The sequence below is a fragment of the Pseudomonas syringae group sp. J309-1 genome (assembly GCF_032582135.1).
Classification (GTDB): Bacteria; Pseudomonadota; Gammaproteobacteria; order Pseudomonadales; family Pseudomonadaceae; genus Aquipseudomonas; species Aquipseudomonas quasicaspiana.
The window spans coordinates 103,536-119,469 of record NZ_JAWHNU010000010.1 but is presented as its reverse complement, the minus strand read 5'-3'; the positions used below and the strand labels follow the sequence as shown (position 1 = coordinate 119,469).

14 protein-coding genes are annotated in these 15,934 nt (G+C 57.7%); 5 read left to right on the top strand and 9 right to left on the bottom strand.

Annotated elements, in window-relative coordinates:
* Positions 1 to 4 precede the first annotated feature (4 nt).
* The 4 genes from RX972_RS08520 to RX972_RS08505 form a co-directional block, all read right to left on the bottom strand.
* Positions 5 to 799 carry an ABC transporter ATP-binding protein gene (locus tag RX972_RS08520; RefSeq protein WP_316874019.1) on the bottom strand — a complete coding sequence of 265 codons (795 nt, stop codon included), beginning with the start codon at positions 797 to 799 and terminating at the stop codon, positions 5 to 7.
* Positions 793 to 1,791 (bottom strand): ABC transporter permease, encoded by a 999-nt coding sequence (locus RX972_RS08515; RefSeq protein WP_255880206.1) that lies wholly within the window; start codon positions 1,789 to 1,791, stop codon positions 793 to 795. Before RX972_RS08515 ends, RX972_RS08520 begins: the two co-directional genes overlap by 7 nt.
* Entirely contained in the window at positions 1,778 to 2,854 is a 1,077-nt protein-coding gene (locus RX972_RS08510; RefSeq protein WP_099270832.1) for an ABC transporter substrate-binding protein, read from the bottom strand. The genes RX972_RS08515 and RX972_RS08510 overlap by 14 nt, the downstream gene beginning before the upstream one ends.
* Before the next feature lie 170 nt (positions 2,855 to 3,024).
* Positions 3,025 to 3,561 (bottom strand): N-acetyltransferase family protein, encoded by a 537-nt coding sequence (locus RX972_RS08505; RefSeq protein ID WP_316874014.1) that lies wholly within the window; start codon positions 3,559 to 3,561, stop codon positions 3,025 to 3,027.
* 99 nt (positions 3,562 to 3,660) lie between these two features.
* On the opposite strand from RX972_RS08505, the gene RX972_RS08500 reads away from it, so the two are divergent.
* The 3 genes from RX972_RS08500 to RX972_RS08490 all read left to right on the top strand — a co-directional run bounded on the left by RX972_RS08500 (position 3,661) and on the right by RX972_RS08490 (position 7,630).
* Positions 3,661 to 4,548 (top strand): LysR family transcriptional regulator, encoded by an 888-nt coding sequence (locus RX972_RS08500; protein WP_316874011.1) that lies wholly within the window; start codon positions 3,661 to 3,663, stop codon positions 4,546 to 4,548.
* A 612-nt stretch (positions 4,549 to 5,160) separates the two neighbouring features.
* Positions 5,161 to 6,744, top strand: a complete 1,584-nt coding sequence (locus RX972_RS08495; protein WP_316874010.1) for an aldehyde dehydrogenase (NADP(+)) — start codon at positions 5,161 to 5,163, stop codon at positions 6,742 to 6,744.
* Between the two features lie 139 nt (positions 6,745 to 6,883).
* Positions 6,884 to 7,630 carry a FadR/GntR family transcriptional regulator gene (locus tag RX972_RS08490; RefSeq protein WP_263267389.1) on the top strand — a complete coding sequence of 249 codons (747 nt, stop codon included), beginning with the start codon at positions 6,884 to 6,886 and terminating at the stop codon, positions 7,628 to 7,630.
* 58 nt (positions 7,631 to 7,688) lie between these two features.
* Here the strand turns inward: RX972_RS08490 and RX972_RS08485 are convergent, their stop codons facing one another.
* Positions 7,689 to 9,308 carry a methyl-accepting chemotaxis protein gene (locus tag RX972_RS08485; protein ID WP_099270827.1) on the bottom strand — a complete coding sequence of 540 codons (1,620 nt, stop codon included), beginning with the start codon at positions 9,306 to 9,308 and terminating at the stop codon, positions 7,689 to 7,691.
* A 395-nt stretch (positions 9,309 to 9,703) separates the two neighbouring features.
* Between RX972_RS08485 and RX972_RS08480 the strand changes: the two genes are divergently transcribed.
* A complete protein-coding gene (locus tag RX972_RS08480) occupies positions 9,704 to 10,009 on the top strand; it encodes a DUF6482 family protein (RefSeq protein WP_099270826.1) in 306 nt (101 codons plus the stop codon).
* On the opposite strand, the gene RX972_RS08475 is transcribed toward RX972_RS08480, so the two are convergent.
* Positions 9,998 to 10,261 (bottom strand): DUF1652 domain-containing protein, encoded by a 264-nt coding sequence (locus RX972_RS08475; protein WP_316874006.1) that lies wholly within the window; start codon positions 10,259 to 10,261, stop codon positions 9,998 to 10,000. The two genes, RX972_RS08480 and RX972_RS08475, sit on opposite strands and share 12 nt — an antisense overlap.
* A 149-nt stretch (positions 10,262 to 10,410) precedes the next feature.
* Positions 10,411 to 11,904: a helix-turn-helix transcriptional regulator gene (locus tag RX972_RS08470; protein ID WP_263267390.1), complete on the bottom strand. Its 1,494-nt coding sequence runs from the start codon at positions 11,902 to 11,904 to the stop codon at positions 10,411 to 10,413.
* A gap of 723 nt (positions 11,905 to 12,627) precedes the next feature.
* Here RX972_RS08470 and RX972_RS08465 point away from each other — a divergent pair.
* A complete protein-coding gene (locus tag RX972_RS08465; protein ID WP_027897943.1) occupies positions 12,628 to 13,878 on the top strand; it encodes an MFS transporter in 1,251 nt (416 codons plus the stop codon).
* 12 nt (positions 13,879 to 13,890) lie between these two features.
* Here the strand turns inward: RX972_RS08465 and RX972_RS08460 are convergent, their stop codons facing one another.
* Together RX972_RS08460 and RX972_RS08455 are read right to left on the bottom strand one after the other, a co-directional pair.
* A complete protein-coding gene (locus RX972_RS08460; protein ID WP_316874004.1) occupies positions 13,891 to 14,937 on the bottom strand; it encodes an AI-2E family transporter in 1,047 nt (348 codons plus the stop codon).
* 99 nt (positions 14,938 to 15,036) lie between these two features.
* A complete protein-coding gene (locus RX972_RS08455) occupies positions 15,037 to 15,867 on the bottom strand; it encodes a DUF4892 domain-containing protein (RefSeq protein ID WP_027897941.1) in 831 nt (276 codons plus the stop codon).
* Positions 15,868 to 15,934 lie beyond the last annotated feature (67 nt).

Below are 15,934 nucleotides of genomic sequence, written 5' to 3'. Positions count from 1 at the left end.
ACCGCTACCAGCTCTCCCCCAGCCCGAGCAGCCCCAGAATCTGCTTGCGCAGGTCGACCAGATACGGATCGTCGCGATGGCGCGGATAAGGTCGCTCGATTGTAAGTTGTGCCTTGATGGTGGCCGGTCGGTCGCTGAAAACGATGACACGATTGGCCAGCAGCAAGGCTTCTTCAACGTCATGAGTCACCAGCAATGCCGTGTATCCCTGACGTTGCCAGAGATCGATCAATTCCTTTTGCATGGTGATGCGCGTCAGCGAATCGAGTTTGCCAAGCGGTTCATCGAGAATCAGCAGTCGCGGTTCGTTGACCAGCGCACGTGCCAGCGCCACACGCTGAGCCATCCCGCCTGACAATTGCCGCGGATAAGCGCGGGCAAAACTGCTGAGGCCCACCGTGGCCAACGCAGCATCAACTTTGCCGGAGTGGCTTTTGAGCAGCCCCTGAGCTTGTAGCCCTAGTGCCACGTTGTCCCAGACTCGCCGCCACGGATAAAGCGTCGGGTCCTGAAAGACCACCACACGGCTCGGATCGGGGCCGGCGATCGCCAGGCCATCCGCCAACAAAGCTCCACTGTCAGCGGGTTCCAGCCCGGCAACCAGTCGCAACAAAGTGGACTTGCCGCATCCCGACGGCCCCAACAAGGCGACGAACTCGCCCGGAGCCACGTCCAGTGAAACGTTTTCCAGAACAGGCAACTGCTGGCCGTCCAACGCAAATCCATGACTCAGGTTTTCAATCCGCAACGCCAGCCCGGCTGACGTTGAAACCGTTGAAGCAGATGCAGTAGCTACCATTTCATGGCTCCTTGTTGCCAGGCCAGCAGGCGATCACGTATGAGAAAGAGCCCCGAAATCAATCCGGAACAGGCCAGCGCCATGATCAGCAACGCCGCATACATATTGGCGTAGGCGGCCCAGCCTTGCGCCCATTGCAAGTACCAGCCAATGCCTGATTTCACGCCCATCATTTCCGCAACGACCAACGTGGAGAACGACGCGCCAAGGCCCATGAACAGGCCGACGAACACGTGAGGCAGTGCAGCCGGAATCGCCACGTTGAAAATCAGAAAGCCCGGTTTGGCGCCCAGCGTCCGGGCGACGTCGTAATAAGCCTTATCGACACTCGCAACCCCCGACCAGGTCAGCACCGTGACCGGGAACCAGGTGGCCAGTGCGATGAGAAACACGCTGGCACTCCAGCTGCTGGGAAACAGGAAGAAGCACAGCGGCAGTAATGCCGTCGACGGCACCGGGCCCAGAATGCGCAATACCGGGTGCAACCAGTAGCCGATGCTGGTTGACCAGCCAATGGCGACACCGGCAACAAAACCGGTCACGGCACCCAGCGCCACGCCCGTGCCCAGTAATAGCGCCGAGTTAAACAAGCTGTCGGCCAGCCGCGGCCAGTCTTCGACATACACATCCAGCAGCGCCTGCGGTGGCGCAAAAAACGGCACCGGCAACAAGGCCAGCTTGGCGGTCAGCAATTCCCAAATCCCCAACAACACCGGCAAGGCAATCAGCCAGGCACCTGCTGGATAGGCGCGGCGCTGCACAACGGGAAACCAGTGACCCAAAATGCCCGCCAGGCCGATCAGCGCGGCAATCGCCAGACACAGATTGGCCAGCCCCTGAGTCATGGGCCAGTTACGGGTGGCATTAGGGAAATAAGCGATCAGCAGCGCGACGCCAATCCAGGCGACAACGGCCACCGTCCCCTGTCGCCAGAATCTGGCAGGTGCTCGCTCAAGCACCGCGATGTGCGGCGCGGCTTCAATTGAAGACATCGGCGGTAATCTCCTTAGAGAACGCTACGGCGTCGGTGCTCTTGCGAATCACTTCAACCGTCTGCAAATCGGTCACGTAGGTGACGATTTCCTTGGTCAAGGCTGCGCCAACCGCATGGTGGCCATGGGTGTGGTCGTGAAGAATGGCTTTCACTTCTTCAACCGACGTGTTCAGGGCGTGAGCCTGGAAGCCCTTGGCGACGACTTCCGGATTTTTCACGGAATAGTCATGGGCTTCGAGAATGGCCTGAGTCAAAGCCGCCGCGACGCGTTTCTCATCGCGCACCAATTTGCCGGTCACACCGACAACGCAGCAGCTGAGATTGGCGTATTCCTCGACCAGGTTGTTTGACAGTTCGCGGGCCTTGCCGCCCTGAATCAGGCGGTACATGAACGGGTCACTGCCACTGACTGCCTGCACTTCACCGCGCTCCAGCGCAGTGCCGAGCAGATCCGCTGGGTACAGCCGCCATTCGACGTCACGCACCGGATCAACGCCGTGCTTCTTGAGCAGGATGGAGAAGAAGTTACGGTCCGGGCTGGCCATGTCAGTGACACCAATGGCCTTGCCCTTCAGGTCTTCGAGCTTCTGCACCGGGCTGTTGACGGCACTGAGCAGACGCAGGCAACCACCGTGGGTTCCGGCGGTGAGCTTGACGTCGAAACCTTGCTCCAGCGCTTTGAGCCAGCGCAGCGCCATGCCGACCCCCGCATCCGCCTTGCCAGTGGCAATGGCTTCAAGCAGCACTTCTGTAGAGTTGCCGAAGTTGACCAGCTCCACGTCCAGATTATGTTTGGTGAAAAAGCCCTGCCCATGGGCAATCACCACCGGCGCCAGGCAGACCGCGTTGAGATTCACCGCCAGCTTGAGTTTGCGTGTTTCGGCAAGTTTGATGAATTCCCCGGTGCCTGCTGGCTCCGCATCACCGCCGCCAGCATTGTGCCCGGCATGCTCATCGGCAGCCCAGGCAAAACCGGGAACAGACGCCAGTAGAGGACTGGCCAGGGCAACGCCGGTCAAACCGAGCAAACGACGACGGGTGAGATGATCAAAAGCTGCCATGCAGGTATTCCTTGAGAAGTGATAAATCAGGCCGTCAGCCGAAATCCCTTTCTTATAACTTTTCTCAAGGTTTCCAGTGACTGGTTAAAACCTTATCACCGGATAATTTATTCCGAAAATGCATTTAAATTATAAACTAATATGCAAATAGTCTATCGACTCTGCCTGTCTTACTGATCATTCGGAAGGCTGCCGCTACCATCGCCCAATGCTCGCTGCATCAACACTGTGTCGACCCAGCGCCCGTGCTTGAAGCCCACCGACTCAAAAACCCCGACCCGACGAAACCCCAGCTTTTCATGAAGCCGCAGCGAACCATGGTTTTCACTATTGCCGATTACCGCCACCATTTGTCGCCAGCCGCCCTGCACGCAGTGCTCGATGACTGCAGCCAACAGTGCCTGACCGATGCCTTTGCCACCCATGCCTTCAGCCATATACACGGAGTCTTCCGCCGTAAAACGGTAGCCGGGCCTGGGTCGATACAACGTGGCGTAACCGTAACCGACCACCGCTCCCTCCAGTTCGGCAACCAGGTACGGCAACTTGCGCGACAACACTTCGGCACGGCGGCGCAGCATCTCCTCCACTGACGGCGGCTGTAGTTCGAAACTGGCAATGCCGGTCAGCACATGGTGCGCATAGATAGCCTGTACAGCGGGCATGTCATCCTCGCGAGCGGTGCGCAGGATTAGATCGTGGCTCATCTTCGTTCTCGGTAGCGATTGCAAGTCGGCAATCATGCCGACCCTACCAACCTTAATAAAGCTATGATTAATCATCCTCAGCATAAGTAAAACTTTGCCATGCAAGCGTTGAATCTGAATCACTTGAACAGTTTTTCCGAGGTCATTCATCAGGGCAGCTTTTCAGCCGCGGCCACTACGCTGAACCTCACCCAACCAGCGGTCAGCTTGCATATTCGCCTGCTGGAACAACGCCTCAACCTGCGCCTGATCGAGCGAGTCGGCAAACGTCTGAAACCGACGGCTGCCGGCCTGACCTTGCTGAGCCATATCGGTCGTATTGATTCGGTGATTGATGACGCGCTTCAGGATCTCGCCAGCCATGCTCAAGGCGTTGCCGGACAAGTCGTGATTGGCACCGGCGCCACCGCTTGCATTCATCTGCTGCCGCCAGTCCTGAAAACCTTGCGCACGGCGTTCCCGAAACTGGATGTACGGGTTTGCACCGGCAATACCGAGGCCATCCTGAAGGCTGTAGAAGAAAATCGAATTGATCTGGCCTTGGTCACCTTGCCTGCAGCGGGTCGTAGTCTGCACTTCACGACCTTACTGGAGGACGAAATGGTGGCAATTTTTGCCCCTGACCAGACTGGCCTGAAGCCGTCGATCAATGCCGACGCCCTGAGCAGTTTGCCGCTGGTGGTATTCGAAGCAGGCAGCAGCACGCGCCTGCTGATCAATCAATGGTTCCAGCAATCAGGTGTTCGACCCAGTCCGGTAATGGAACTGGGGAGCATCGAAGCCATCAAGGAAATGGTCTCTGCCGGGCTGGGTTACAGCATCGTCCCACGTATTGCGGTGGCCACTGCTCACCATCGGCGTAACCTGCAAATCCGCAGCCTGACGCCACCTTTGAGCCGCGACCTGAGCCTGGTGCTGCGCCAGGATAAGCCGGTCCATCGCGCGCTGCGTGAGGTGATTGGCGCGTTGCGGCGGCTAGAGATGTAAAGGTACGGCGCCCGGAAACCGAAAAGAACGGTTTGAAATCCGGCGCGGCGGGAAATGCTAAGTTCGCCAGCAATCTTATGTGGGAGCCGGGCTTGCCCGCGATGAAACGATAACGCGTTGAACCTGCTGAAGCGTGGTGGCCCTATCGCGGGCAAGCCTCGCTCCCACAGGATCTATGCAATCACGTAGAACCGGCTTCTGCCGGGAGGACGGTATTTCAGACGAAGAATGTTTGGTGGATGTCCAGACACCCTCCCGGCTGAAGCCGGTCCCACAGAAGAGCGCAATCTTATGTGGGAGCCGGGCTTGCCCGCGATGAACGATGACGCGTTGAACCTGCTGAATCGTGGTGGCCCTATCGCGGGCAAGCCTCGCTGCCACAGGATCTATGCAATCTTCCGGCTAAAGCCGGGTTAATGGCCAGCGGGGAAGATTGCAGGCCAGCATGGAATCTCCAAGGTTGCGCAGTCATACCCATAGTTGTACGATGACTGTTAACATGTTGAGCCGTGCAGTTGCTGGTAAGCTCACATTACCGTCATCGAACGGTTGGCAGATCTCTAAGACAGGCAGCAGCCTGATTAAACCCGCAAATAAAAACAGGAGACAAAGATGCCTAATGTTCTCGGCCACAACTTCATCGCAGGCGCACGCAGCGCCCTTGGCGAGCCGCAACACAAAAGTCTCGATGCTACTACCGGTGAAGCACTGCCCTACAGCTTCTATCAGGCTACTGATGCGGAAATCGACGCCGCAGCACTGGCAGCCAAAGGCGCCTTTCTTGAATATCGCCAGCTGAACCCGGCTCGCCGTGCAGAATTCCTTGATGCCATCGCCGACGAGCTGGATCAGCTCGGTGATGATTTCGTCGCTATCGTTTGTCAGGAAACCGCTCTGCCAGCCGCCCGTATTCAAGGTGAGCGCGGTCGTACCAGCGGCCAGATGCGTCTGTTCGCCAAAGTCCTGCGTCGCGGTGATTTCCTCGGTGCGCGCATCGATCTGGCACTGCCGGATCGCAAGCCATTGCCACGCGTCGACCTGCGCCAATACCGCATCGGGGTAGGCCCGGTTGCCGTGTTTGGTGCCAGCAACTTCCCGTTGGCCTTCTCTACCGCTGGCGGCGACACCGCTGCAGCACTGGCTGCAGGTTGCCCGGTGGTATTCAAGGCGCACAGCGGCCACATGGCGACGGCCGATCTGGTCGGTTCTGCGATCATCCGCGCAGCAGAAAAAACCAAAATGCCGAAAGGCGTGTTCAACATGATCTTCGGCAGCGGTGTTGGCGAAGGTCTGGTCAAGCATCCGGCTATTAAGGCCGTTGGCTTTACCGGCTCCCTGAGCGGTGGCGACGCACTGTGCAAAATGGCTGCCGAACGTCCTGAGCCAATCCCGGTGTTCGCAGAAATGTCGAGCATCAACCCGGTCGTCTTGCTGCCTGAAGCGCTGGCTTCTCGCGGCGATACCGTGGCCAAGGATCTCGCAGCATCCGTCGTCATGGGCGCAGGTCAGTTCTGCACCAACCCCGGCGTAGTGATCGGCATCAGCTCGCCAACCTTCACCCGCTTCCTTGAGCAACTTCAGGAACACATGGGCGGCCAGGCTCCTCAAACTATGCTGAACGCTGGCGGCCTGCGCAGCTACAGCAAAGGCGTAGAGCATCTGCTGTCGCATCCCGGTGTGACTCATCTGGCAGGCAAACCGCAGGAAGGCAAACAGGCTCAGGCGCAGCTGTTCAAAGCTGACGTCAGTCTGCTGCTCAACGGCGATCCACTGCTGCAGGAAGAAGTGTTCGGTCCAACGACTCTAGTGATCGAAGTCGCTGACGACGCGCAACTGAAAAGCGCGCTGCAAGCCCTTCGCGGTCAACTGACCGCTACCCTGATCGGCGAACAGAGCGATCTGCAGAAGTACCAATGGCTGGTGCCGGTACTGGAAGAGAAAGTCGGCCGCATTCTGGTCAACGGCTACCCAACCGGTGTTGAGGTCTGCGAAGCCATGGTTCACGGTGGTCCATACCCGGCGACTTCCGATGCTCGCGGCACCTCAGTGGGTACGCTGGCGATTGACCGCTTCCTGCGTCCGGTCTGCTACCAGAACTACCCTGACAGCCTGCTCCCGGAAGCGTTGCAGAACGCCAACCCGCTGGGTCTCAAGCGTCTTGTAAACAGCGAGTGGAGCGATCAGCCAATCGCCTGAGACTGACCTGTTCAGTGCTCCGTAAAAGAAACGGCGCGACCTGACAGTCGCGCCGTTTCTTTATGTGAAAGCTGTGAAGAGCTGACAGCGCGTCAATGGGCGCTGCTGGAAAGCGCATTTTTTCATCAGGTGGAACACCATGAATCCCACCCCGATTTTCGAACCGGCAGAGGGCGATTCGTCCATAAGACGTCCGCGCAATCTGACACTGGCGCTGGTCAATATCCTGACCGGCATGATTGAAGACGGCCAACTCAAGGTCGGTGACAAGCTACCCCCGGAAAAACACATTACCCAAGAGCACCGCGTGAGTCGCACGGTGGTGCGCGAAGCCATTTCGCACCTGCAATCCCACGGTCTGGTAGAAACGCGGCACGGTATCGGAACATTTGTGGTTCGGCAGCGAGTCGATCAAATCGATCCTCAGGCAGACCGCACGCTTGGCGACGTGATGGCGGTCATCGAGTTACGTATCGGTATCGAAGTCGATTCTGCCGGCCTCGCGGCCCTGCGCAGAACCGAGGATCAACTGGCGCGCATGCAACAGGCGCTGAGCATCATAGAAGACCCGACTGCCAGCCGGGCCGAAGCTGCAGCCGCTGATTTTGAGTTTCATCAGCAAATTGCTCTGGCCACCGACAATCGCTATTTCGCGGATATCACCGAACATCTCGGCCTGACGCTGATTCCGCGTAACCGTCTCAACTCGGCAGCGCTGGCCAATACGGCCATCGAGGATTACAGCACCAGGTTGCGCCAGGAACATCACGACATCTACGCCACTATCGCCAACCGGGACTCAGACGGCGCGAAGGCTGCCATGCGCCGGCATTTGAGTAACATCCGTGAACGCTTGCGTGTGGCCTATGAAAGACAGGGGTCATAAACGCGGATCAAAAAACTGTAGCGACTGTCACGTCGCTACAGTTTTACGAGCCTGAAATTTACAGGGCGAATCGTCCCACCAGCCTGTTCATGTCAGCCGCCAGACGCGACAACTCGGAACTGGCCGCTGCGGTCTGATGGGCTCCTGTTGCACTCTGAATTGACAGATCACGAATACTCATCAGGTTGCCGTCCACCGAACGAGCCACTTGGGCTTGCTGCTCGGAAGCGGTGGCGATCATCAGGTTCATTTCGTTGATTTCATTGATGGCCTTGGCAATCAAGGTCAACGCCGCGCCCGCTTCATGGGCCACACCCAACGTGCCTTGCGCCTGCTCGCAGCTCTCGCTCATGGCTTTGGTGGCCTGTTCGGTGCCCTTGAGGATGTCACCGATCATTTGCTCGATTTCCTGAGTGGAAGTCTGAGTACGATGCGCCAGCGCCCTCACCTCATCGGCGACAACGGCAAACCCTCTGCCCTGCTCCCCGGCTCGTGCCGCTTCAATGGCTGCGTTCAAGGCCAGCAGGTTCGTCTGCTCGGCAATGGTACGGATCACGTCCAGCACCTTGCTGATGTCCTTGGACTGTACAGCCAGACGCTGAACATCACCGCTGGTGTTCTGCACGGTCTGACTGAGTCGCTCGATGGCAGTGACGGTGCTGGTGACGCGCGAAGCGCCAGTGCGGGTTGCCTGATCAGAAGCCTTGGCAGCGTCAGACGCCGAAGCGGCATTACGGGCGACTTCATCAACAGCCGCAGTCATTTCATTGACCGCCGTCGCCGCCTGGTCGATTTCGGTGTTTTGACGCATCAACCCTTTGCTGGATTCTTCAGTCACAGCGTTCATCTCCTCGGATGCCGAGGCCAGTTGAGTGGCTGAATCACCAATCAGCTTGATGGTGTCGCGCAGGTTGTTCTGCATCTGCTGGGTGGAGCGAAGAAGGTCGGCAAACTCGTCCTTGCCATTGATCGTAATAACGGTACGCAGATCACCTTTGGCGATCATGTCATTGACCCGCAACATGTCCCGCAAAGGCACAACAATGCTTTTAGTAAATAAAACCGCCAACACAATAGTCGCCAGCGCAGCGGCAACAATAATAAAAATGACAAACATCAAGCCACTTTGATAAGACGCCTCGGACGCTTTACCCGCATTGCCCGCCTCGTCAATATTCATCTGGACAAGCCCGGCCACTGCTTCTTCCAGAGGTCGCGTAACCGGCGTCACATTACTGGATATATAAGCCAATGCCTCGGCAGCTGCACCTCGACTTGCAAGGGCTGAAACGCCATCAAAAGCGGTCAACATTTTTTCAGAGTTTTCAGAAACGGCTTTGAATAACTGGCCTTCCCTGTCGCTCGCAACAAAAGGGGCGTAAGTCTGAATCTGCTTTCTCAACTCATCACGCACGCTGTTGATCGTCTTGACAGTTGCGGCGATAGCCTCGGGATCGGTCTGGGAGACCAGTCGACGGTTCTCAAGGCGCAAGCGCAGCATGGCTGCGTTGATCCGGTCAGCGACCACGATACTGGCCAGCGCGTCATTCTCCAGATCCTCAGCCGACGCGCGGATTTCTCCCATTTTCCATACGGACAACCCGCCCAGCGCAACCAACAGAAAAGCGATAAACATGAAGCTGAGTGTCGCGCGCACCGATACCTTGAGGTTTCTCATTAACAGGCTTCCGTTTCAGATTTATTAGCATTCAATATGAAACTATCGGCCATTGAAAATTAAGCTTGAGGGCATCTTAAAAATTGCAGTAGCACACTGTTTACTGGCATTAATTAAAACACCTTACCCTATTAAATTATTCGGCACACTGAAAGCTGGTTGAAAGAAACAAGTCATTTGAACGGAAAAAGTCTTTGAAACGGCGTGTACGTAAACCGTTAAAAAATAACAGTAATAAACACTTTAACTGATCATGCAGTCAGCTTTTTGATCTTTCAGCCCCTGTCATGCTATCAACTGACGACCACTAATCGGCAAGGTCGAACTTGACTCGCGCCCCTGTCTCAAAGGTAAGCAGGCAGGCAATCGTCCGCCGATGTCCAAGAGGTAGTGTCATGGAACTGAGCAAATTGGCTGATCAGGTGAAGAAAGGCGAAATTGAAGCGGTGCATCTGGTCACGATGGAGGGAGGGTCCTACGTGATGCACGCGATGAAGGGCGGCAAATCCCAGCCCATCATCGATGCAAAGGGTGGCACGCTGCATATCGCGTCATTGGAAGAAGCACGCAAGAATCTGAAGGGCGTGCCTGAGGTGCCGCTGTTCCTCGTTCAGCCCGCTGTCTACGACGAGATGGTCGGTCTAGGTGATACCGACCGACAACCTCATCGTGAGCCGATTCCCTGGCACTCAAGCTTGTGAAGAGGGGGCAACATCAAGCGGGTTCATGCCAATGCTGTTCAGCTCATCGCGTAACTCGCTGATAAGCGACAACACGTCGTGCTGGGTTTTAACCTGATCCAGCGCAATGCCGATGACCATCAGGTCGACGCGCCCTGACTCTCGATCATAGATACGAACGCTGAGGGATGCGTCTGCGCTGATGACGCATTCGCACGCCAGCGGCTCAAAGCTGCCTTCGATTTCCTGGCGGACCTGCGACAGCCAGCTCAACGCCGATCACCTTGTACTTGCGAGCTCTTAAAAGTCTGCAACTGCTGCCCCTGACGAGGTCCGGAAATGGACCGTCAGGGTAAAGAAAACAGCGCTGGGATAAACAGACGAATTTGTACTGGTAGCACTAGTGCATTCGCACCATCAGCTTAGTGCAGTGGCTTGCGGCCATCACTGGTAAACAGTGCCCGCTCCCTTGCCCAGACAATGGCTTCGGCCCGGCTGTGAACGCCAAGTTTGGAATACATGGTCGCTACGTGATTGCGCACCGTGTTGGGCGCAAGCTTGAGGCGTGCTGCGATTTCCTTGTCGGCCAGTCCCTCGCAAATCAAGCCCAGTACATCCTTTTCCCGAGCCGTCAGGTCTGTCAGCGAACTGCCTGGTAATTGCGGCGCCTTGCCTTTCTTCACGTTGGCGAGTTTTTCAATCAACGAACGGGCAAACCAGGAGGCGTCCTGCATGACCTCTTCGATGGCCGCAATCAGTTCCAGATCGGATCGCTTGCGCTCGGAAATGTCCATCAGCACCAGTAAATAGCAGGGCGTATCCTGAATAACGACCGTATCGGCGGACAACATACAGTCGATGATCTCGTCGCCACGCTTGCGTACTTTGACCTCCATTCCCTCGATACTGCCGGTTTTCTTCAAGACCTCGAAAATCTGCTGGCGACTGCTTTGATCGTCGATGAAGCCAAGTTCATCAACGGATCGTCCGGTCAGCTCCTGAGCTGTAAAGCCGGTGGTGCTGATAAACGCATCATTGACCTCAACCACAAACTGCGACTCGGCGTTACACACCAGAGTCGGGACAGGGGTCAGACGAAACGCTTTGGCAAAGCGCTCTTCGCTTTGTCGCAGCGCGGTCTCAACCTTGCGGCGGGGTTCCATGTCCATGAAGGAAAACAGCATGCAGTCGTCTTCGCTGATGTCCAGCGGCTGTCCGGCAACGATCACCATCTTGCTGCCGCCGTCGGGCAGCTTCAACTCGGCCTGCATTTGCGGGATGGTGCCGCCGTCGTTGAGCCGCTCGATGGCGAGGTCTTTGCGCTCTGCATTCTCGAGCACATCAAGTTCATAGACTGAACGGCCAATGACTTGCTCGCGGCTGTAGCCGGTCATCTCCAGAAAGCCCTGATTGACTTTGATGTAGCGCAAGTCGCTGAGCCTGCAGATAACAGCGGGTGCAGGGTTGGCCGCGAAGGTACGCTCGAAACGCTGCTCGGCGCTGGCCAGTTCGGTGGCGTCGGTGATGATCAGGGCCATCAGTTCCGGCTCGCCGGAACGCCCCTCCAGCACCATGCTGCGCACCCGGTGCACCCAGCATTTTTCGTCGTTGCCCGCTGGCCTGACTTCCACCACAACGTCGCTGAAGGATTCCCCCTGAGCGATCCGGCTGATCGGGTAGTGATCCAGCGCAAGCGGATGATTATTGCGGTAGCGCAGGTGAAACCGCGATGCATATTCCCGGACATTACGACCCAGTTCCTTGACGTGCTTGACGCCGTGCATCTCCAACGCGGACTCATTGGCCCACAGAATGCTCTGATCCAGCTCGATCAAAAGCACGCCGTCCGACAGGCCTCCAATGATGCTCTGCAGTTGTCGACGATCGGTTTCTCTCTCAAGGACTGCCTGACTCATGGTTCCTCCGTTCCATGCCAACGAGCGCCCGGCACGCCGCTGAAGCTTGCTGTTCAGCCGCGGCGGATCATTGCCCAACGTCGGTATGACAGTGGACCTTTGTCGGGAATTCCAAAGAATTCAAGGCGGTCCGGCTGGAATGCAATCTTTTGTGGGAGCCGGGCTTGCCCGAGATAAACGATAACGCGACATGCCTTCTGGCTGCGTCTCATGTATCGCGTGCAAGCAACGCTCCCACATAGACCGCGCAATTCCGTAGGACCGGCTTTAGCCGGGAGGACGTCGGGACATTCGCTAAATATCCTTCGGCAGTAATACCGCCCTCCCGGCTAAAGCCGGTCCTACGGGATTGCAGATGAACATAGAATCTCCCACAGGCGATCGCCAAATCCGTAGGAGCGCGCTTGCCCGCGATTCGGGCACTGCGGTGTATCAGGCATACCGCGTTCGTTCTTCGCGGGCAAGCCACGCTCCCACAGGTGATCGCGCTATCCGTAGGGCCGGCTTTAGCCGGGAGGGCGTCGGGACATTCACTACATACTCTTCGTCAGAAATACCGCTCTCCCGGCTAAAGCCGGTCCTACGGGATTGCAAGCAAACATAGAATCTCCCACAGGTTCTGCGTACTCCCAATTAGTCGCATCCAGATGAAAATTTCCGCCGCCGCAAACCTTTTCCATAACGGCAGCTCAAAGCTCCATCATCGACTGACCGAGACATCCCGTGGACGCCCATACCCAACGCCGCAACAACCGCTCACTGGATGCCCTGAATTTCTTTCTTGCTGATGTTCGCGACGGGCTCGGGCCGTATCTGGCTATTTATCTTTTGGCAGTCCACCACTGGGATCCGGCAAGCATTGGCATTGTCATGACGGTGGCGGCGATCGCGGGTCTGGTGACCCAGGGACCGGCAGGCGCATTGATCGACAGCACTCATTACAAACGAGCCGTGGTCGCAATCGCTGCGCTGCTGGTAACGGCCAGCTGTCTGGTGCTGCCCTTCACCTCCTCAGTCAGCCTGATTGCGATAACCCAAGCGGTCAGCGGGATCGCCGCGTCAGTATTTGTTCCGGCAGTTGCTGCCATCTCCCTGGGTATCACCGGCCCCAAAGCGTTTACCCGGCGTACCGGACGCAACGAGACCTTCAACCATGCAGGTAACGCCTGCGCAGCGATGCTGGCTGGCGGCTTTGCTTACCTGTTTGGTCCTATCGCGGTGTTTTATCTGATGGCGGCGATGGCCGTCGCCAGCGTCATTGCAATCAGTTGCGTGTCGGCCAAGGCGATCGATCATGATGTAGCCCGCGAACTGAGTCATGGAGATGCACAGCACGGCGCTCAGCCTTCCGGCTTCAAAGCATTGGCAAGTAATAAAACACTGCTGTTGTTTGCCGCCTGCTGCGCCCTCTTCCACCTGGCAAACGCGGCGATGCTGCCGTTAGTGAGCCAGAAGCTGGCACAGGTGAACCTGCATTTGGCCACACCGTTGACCTCGGCCTGCATCGTCGCTGCCCAGTGGGTCATGGTGCCTGTCGCGCTGCTGGTGGGTGCAAAGGCTGACGTGTGGGGACGCAAGCCACTGCTGCTGGCAGGCTTTCTGATCCTGCCCATTCGCGGCGTTCTTTATGTGCTGTCCGATAACCCTTTCTGGCTGGTCGCCGTGCAACTGCTCGACGGTATTGGCGCGGGATTGTTCGGCGCGTTGTTCCCTCTGGTGGTCAAGGACCTGACGCAAGGGACCGGGCGGTTCAGCGTCAGCCTCGGGATCATCTCGACAATATTCGGGCTGGGCGCGGCGTTGAGCAACGGACTGGCCGGGATCATCGTCCAGAACGCGGGCTATAACGCCGCTTTTCTGACCCTGGCGGCCATTGCTACAGCCGCACTGCTGTTGCTGCTGGCGATGCCGGAAACGCTGACCGCCAAGGAGCATCCGGGAGAAGCGACAGACTCCGCCCTCCCGGCTGCCTGAGGCTGCATCGCATCAGGTCCTGGCTGGGCGCTCGCTGCGTGCCCAGTCAGTCACCAGGCTGTAACCCACAGCCAACAGCGTCGGTCCGATAAACAGGCCTATGAAGCCGAAAGCCAACAAGCCACCAAATACACCCAGCAACACGATCACCAGCGGCAGGTTACCGCCGCGACTGATCAGGTAAGGCTTGAGCACGTTGTCGACGCCACTGATGATGAACGTACCCCAGATGGCGAGGAAAACGGCCATGCCGTAGTTGCCATTCCACGCCAGCCACGCGGTCGCAGGAATCCATACCAGCGGCGGGCCCATCGGAATCAGACTGAACATGAAGGTCATGATGCCAAGCACCAAGGCACCCGGCACCCCGGCAATCAGAAAACCGATCAACGCCAGCACAGCTTGTGCGGCGGCGGTGCCGATCACGCCGTTGACCACTCGCTGGACGGTGCCTGCCACCAGATCCAGATAATATTGCGCCCGGTCACCGATCAAGCGCTCCAGCAAGCGCAGCACAAAAGCCGCCAGTCGCGGGCCATCCCGGTAGAAGAAGAACACGAACACCAGGCTCAGGGTCAGCTCAAGAATCCCGCCGCCGATCTGCGCACTGCGCGCCAACAGCCAGTTACCCACCTGGCCGAAATACGGCTTGAGGGTGGTCATCATCGCCGCGCCCTGCTCGTCGATGCTATTCCAGAACGCGACCAGTCGCTCGCCAACCAATGGAACGCTGCCCAGCCAGCCGGGAGGATCGGGCAAACCGTCGACCTGGATATCCTTGACCAGTGCTGTCGCGTCACGCACATGATCAGCCAGATTGAAGCCGAGCCAGACCAGCGGCGCAGCGACCAGAACCATCCAGCCCAGACTCAGGATCAAGGCCGCGAGGGACTCGCGGCCGTTGAGCCAGCGTGTCAGCAGGCGCATCAGTGGCCAGCTGGCAAATGCCAGCACCGCGCCCCAGAACAGCGCCGACCAGAATGGCGCCATCACCCAGACACAGGCACCGAGCAGCGCAAGGAGCAGAATCTGCACCAACAGGCGATCGTTATTGAACATGAGCGTTTTCCAAAAGAAGGGTCAGGACATCAGAAGTGAAGCATAACGGCGAACAATGACGACGTCAGTGTTCACCGTGGACCAGCCTATGAGCTGCGTTCAGCGAATGAGTTCGATAAGCAGGCCAGGTGTATCGCCGCTCCCCGCTTCCAGACGGGCCGCTCGCACGCCCTTGCTGACCAGCGCCTCACGCCAGGCTTCGGCTTGCGGGCCGGATACCGTGGCACGCAGGCTGCTGTCGAGATTAAGGCCGCGGGACAGTAGCGTCAGCCATGCGTCCTGAGGGGCACCCACCAGTTTGGGTAGCGCCAGTTTGCCGGTACTTTTCAGTTGCCGAAGCAGCGTACCTGAAGTGGGCATCAGCTCGCCCAGTGGCGCGGCGGAGTCGAATTGTTCCACATGCAGATAGGCTCGGCGATTACCCCGGGTGATGCTGTAGAGGGCCACCAACGTGTCGGCTTTTGGCTCGGCCAGACGCAGCAAAAGATAAGCCTGTTGCTCGTCAGCGCCATACAATTTGGAGTTGCCGAATACCTCGTTGGCCCACAGGCTGCTTTCACCGCAGTCCCGGGCCTGACACCAGAACAACAACTCCGCATTTTGCGCCTGCAAGGCTTCACGTGCAGCCGTGAAGGCCTCATAAGAGGTACGTTCAGCAGGCAACTGATAAGTCACGCCAGTGACGTTGCCCCTCGCGCTGACCTGACCGTCAAAACGCAACTGGCCGCTGATCTTGCGGATCGAGCCCATGGGATAGATGCGTTCCAGCTCGGAAGCCGGACGATAATCGACAATTTCGGCGTCGGTGAGCCTTGGCACTACCTGCAAATCACTGCTGCCGGGGACGTCCGCCGCCCATAACGACGTGCTGAGTACAGATGCACACAACGTCACTCCGAGCGTACGGGTAAAACCAATACGCGCGCTCATCGCGGCACGTTCGGGAAAATAGCGTTAACGGGCAGTTCAAAAAGTGCAGCGATACATAGATCCATCA

Bases quoted from the DNA above. Each gene is read 5' to 3' on its own strand.
- RX972_RS08480 (WP_099270826.1), top strand. From the start codon at position 9,704: ATGGAACTGAGCAAATTGGCTGATCAGGTGAAGAAAGGCGAAATTGAA.
- RX972_RS08520 (WP_316874019.1), bottom strand. From the start codon at position 799: ATGGTAGCTACTGCATCTGCTTCAACGGTTTCAACGTCAGCCGGGCTG.
- RX972_RS08510 (WP_099270832.1), bottom strand. From the start codon at position 2,854: ATGGCAGCTTTTGATCATCTCACCCGTCGTCGTTTGCTCGGTTTGACC.
- RX972_RS08495 (WP_316874010.1), top strand. From the start codon at position 5,161: ATGCCTAATGTTCTCGGCCACAACTTCATCGCAGGCGCACGCAGCGCC.
- RX972_RS08490 (WP_263267389.1), top strand. From the start codon at position 6,884: ATGAATCCCACCCCGATTTTCGAACCGGCAGAGGGCGATTCGTCCATA.
- RX972_RS08505 (WP_316874014.1), bottom strand. From the start codon at position 3,561: ATGAGCCACGATCTAATCCTGCGCACCGCTCGCGAGGATGACATGCCC.
- RX972_RS08515 (WP_255880206.1), bottom strand. From the start codon at position 1,791: ATGTCTTCAATTGAAGCCGCGCCGCACATCGCGGTGCTTGAGCGAGCA.
- RX972_RS08485 (WP_099270827.1), bottom strand. From the start codon at position 9,308: ATGAGAAACCTCAAGGTATCGGTGCGCGCGACACTCAGCTTCATGTTT.
- RX972_RS08470 (WP_263267390.1), bottom strand. From the start codon at position 11,904: ATGAGTCAGGCAGTCCTTGAGAGAGAAACCGATCGTCGACAACTGCAG.
- RX972_RS08455 (WP_027897941.1), bottom strand. From the start codon at position 15,867: ATGAGCGCGCGTATTGGTTTTACCCGTACGCTCGGAGTGACGTTGTGT.
- RX972_RS08460 (WP_316874004.1), bottom strand. From the start codon at position 14,937: ATGTTCAATAACGATCGCCTGTTGGTGCAGATTCTGCTCCTTGCGCTG.
- RX972_RS08500 (WP_316874011.1), top strand. From the start codon at position 3,661: ATGCAAGCGTTGAATCTGAATCACTTGAACAGTTTTTCCGAGGTCATT.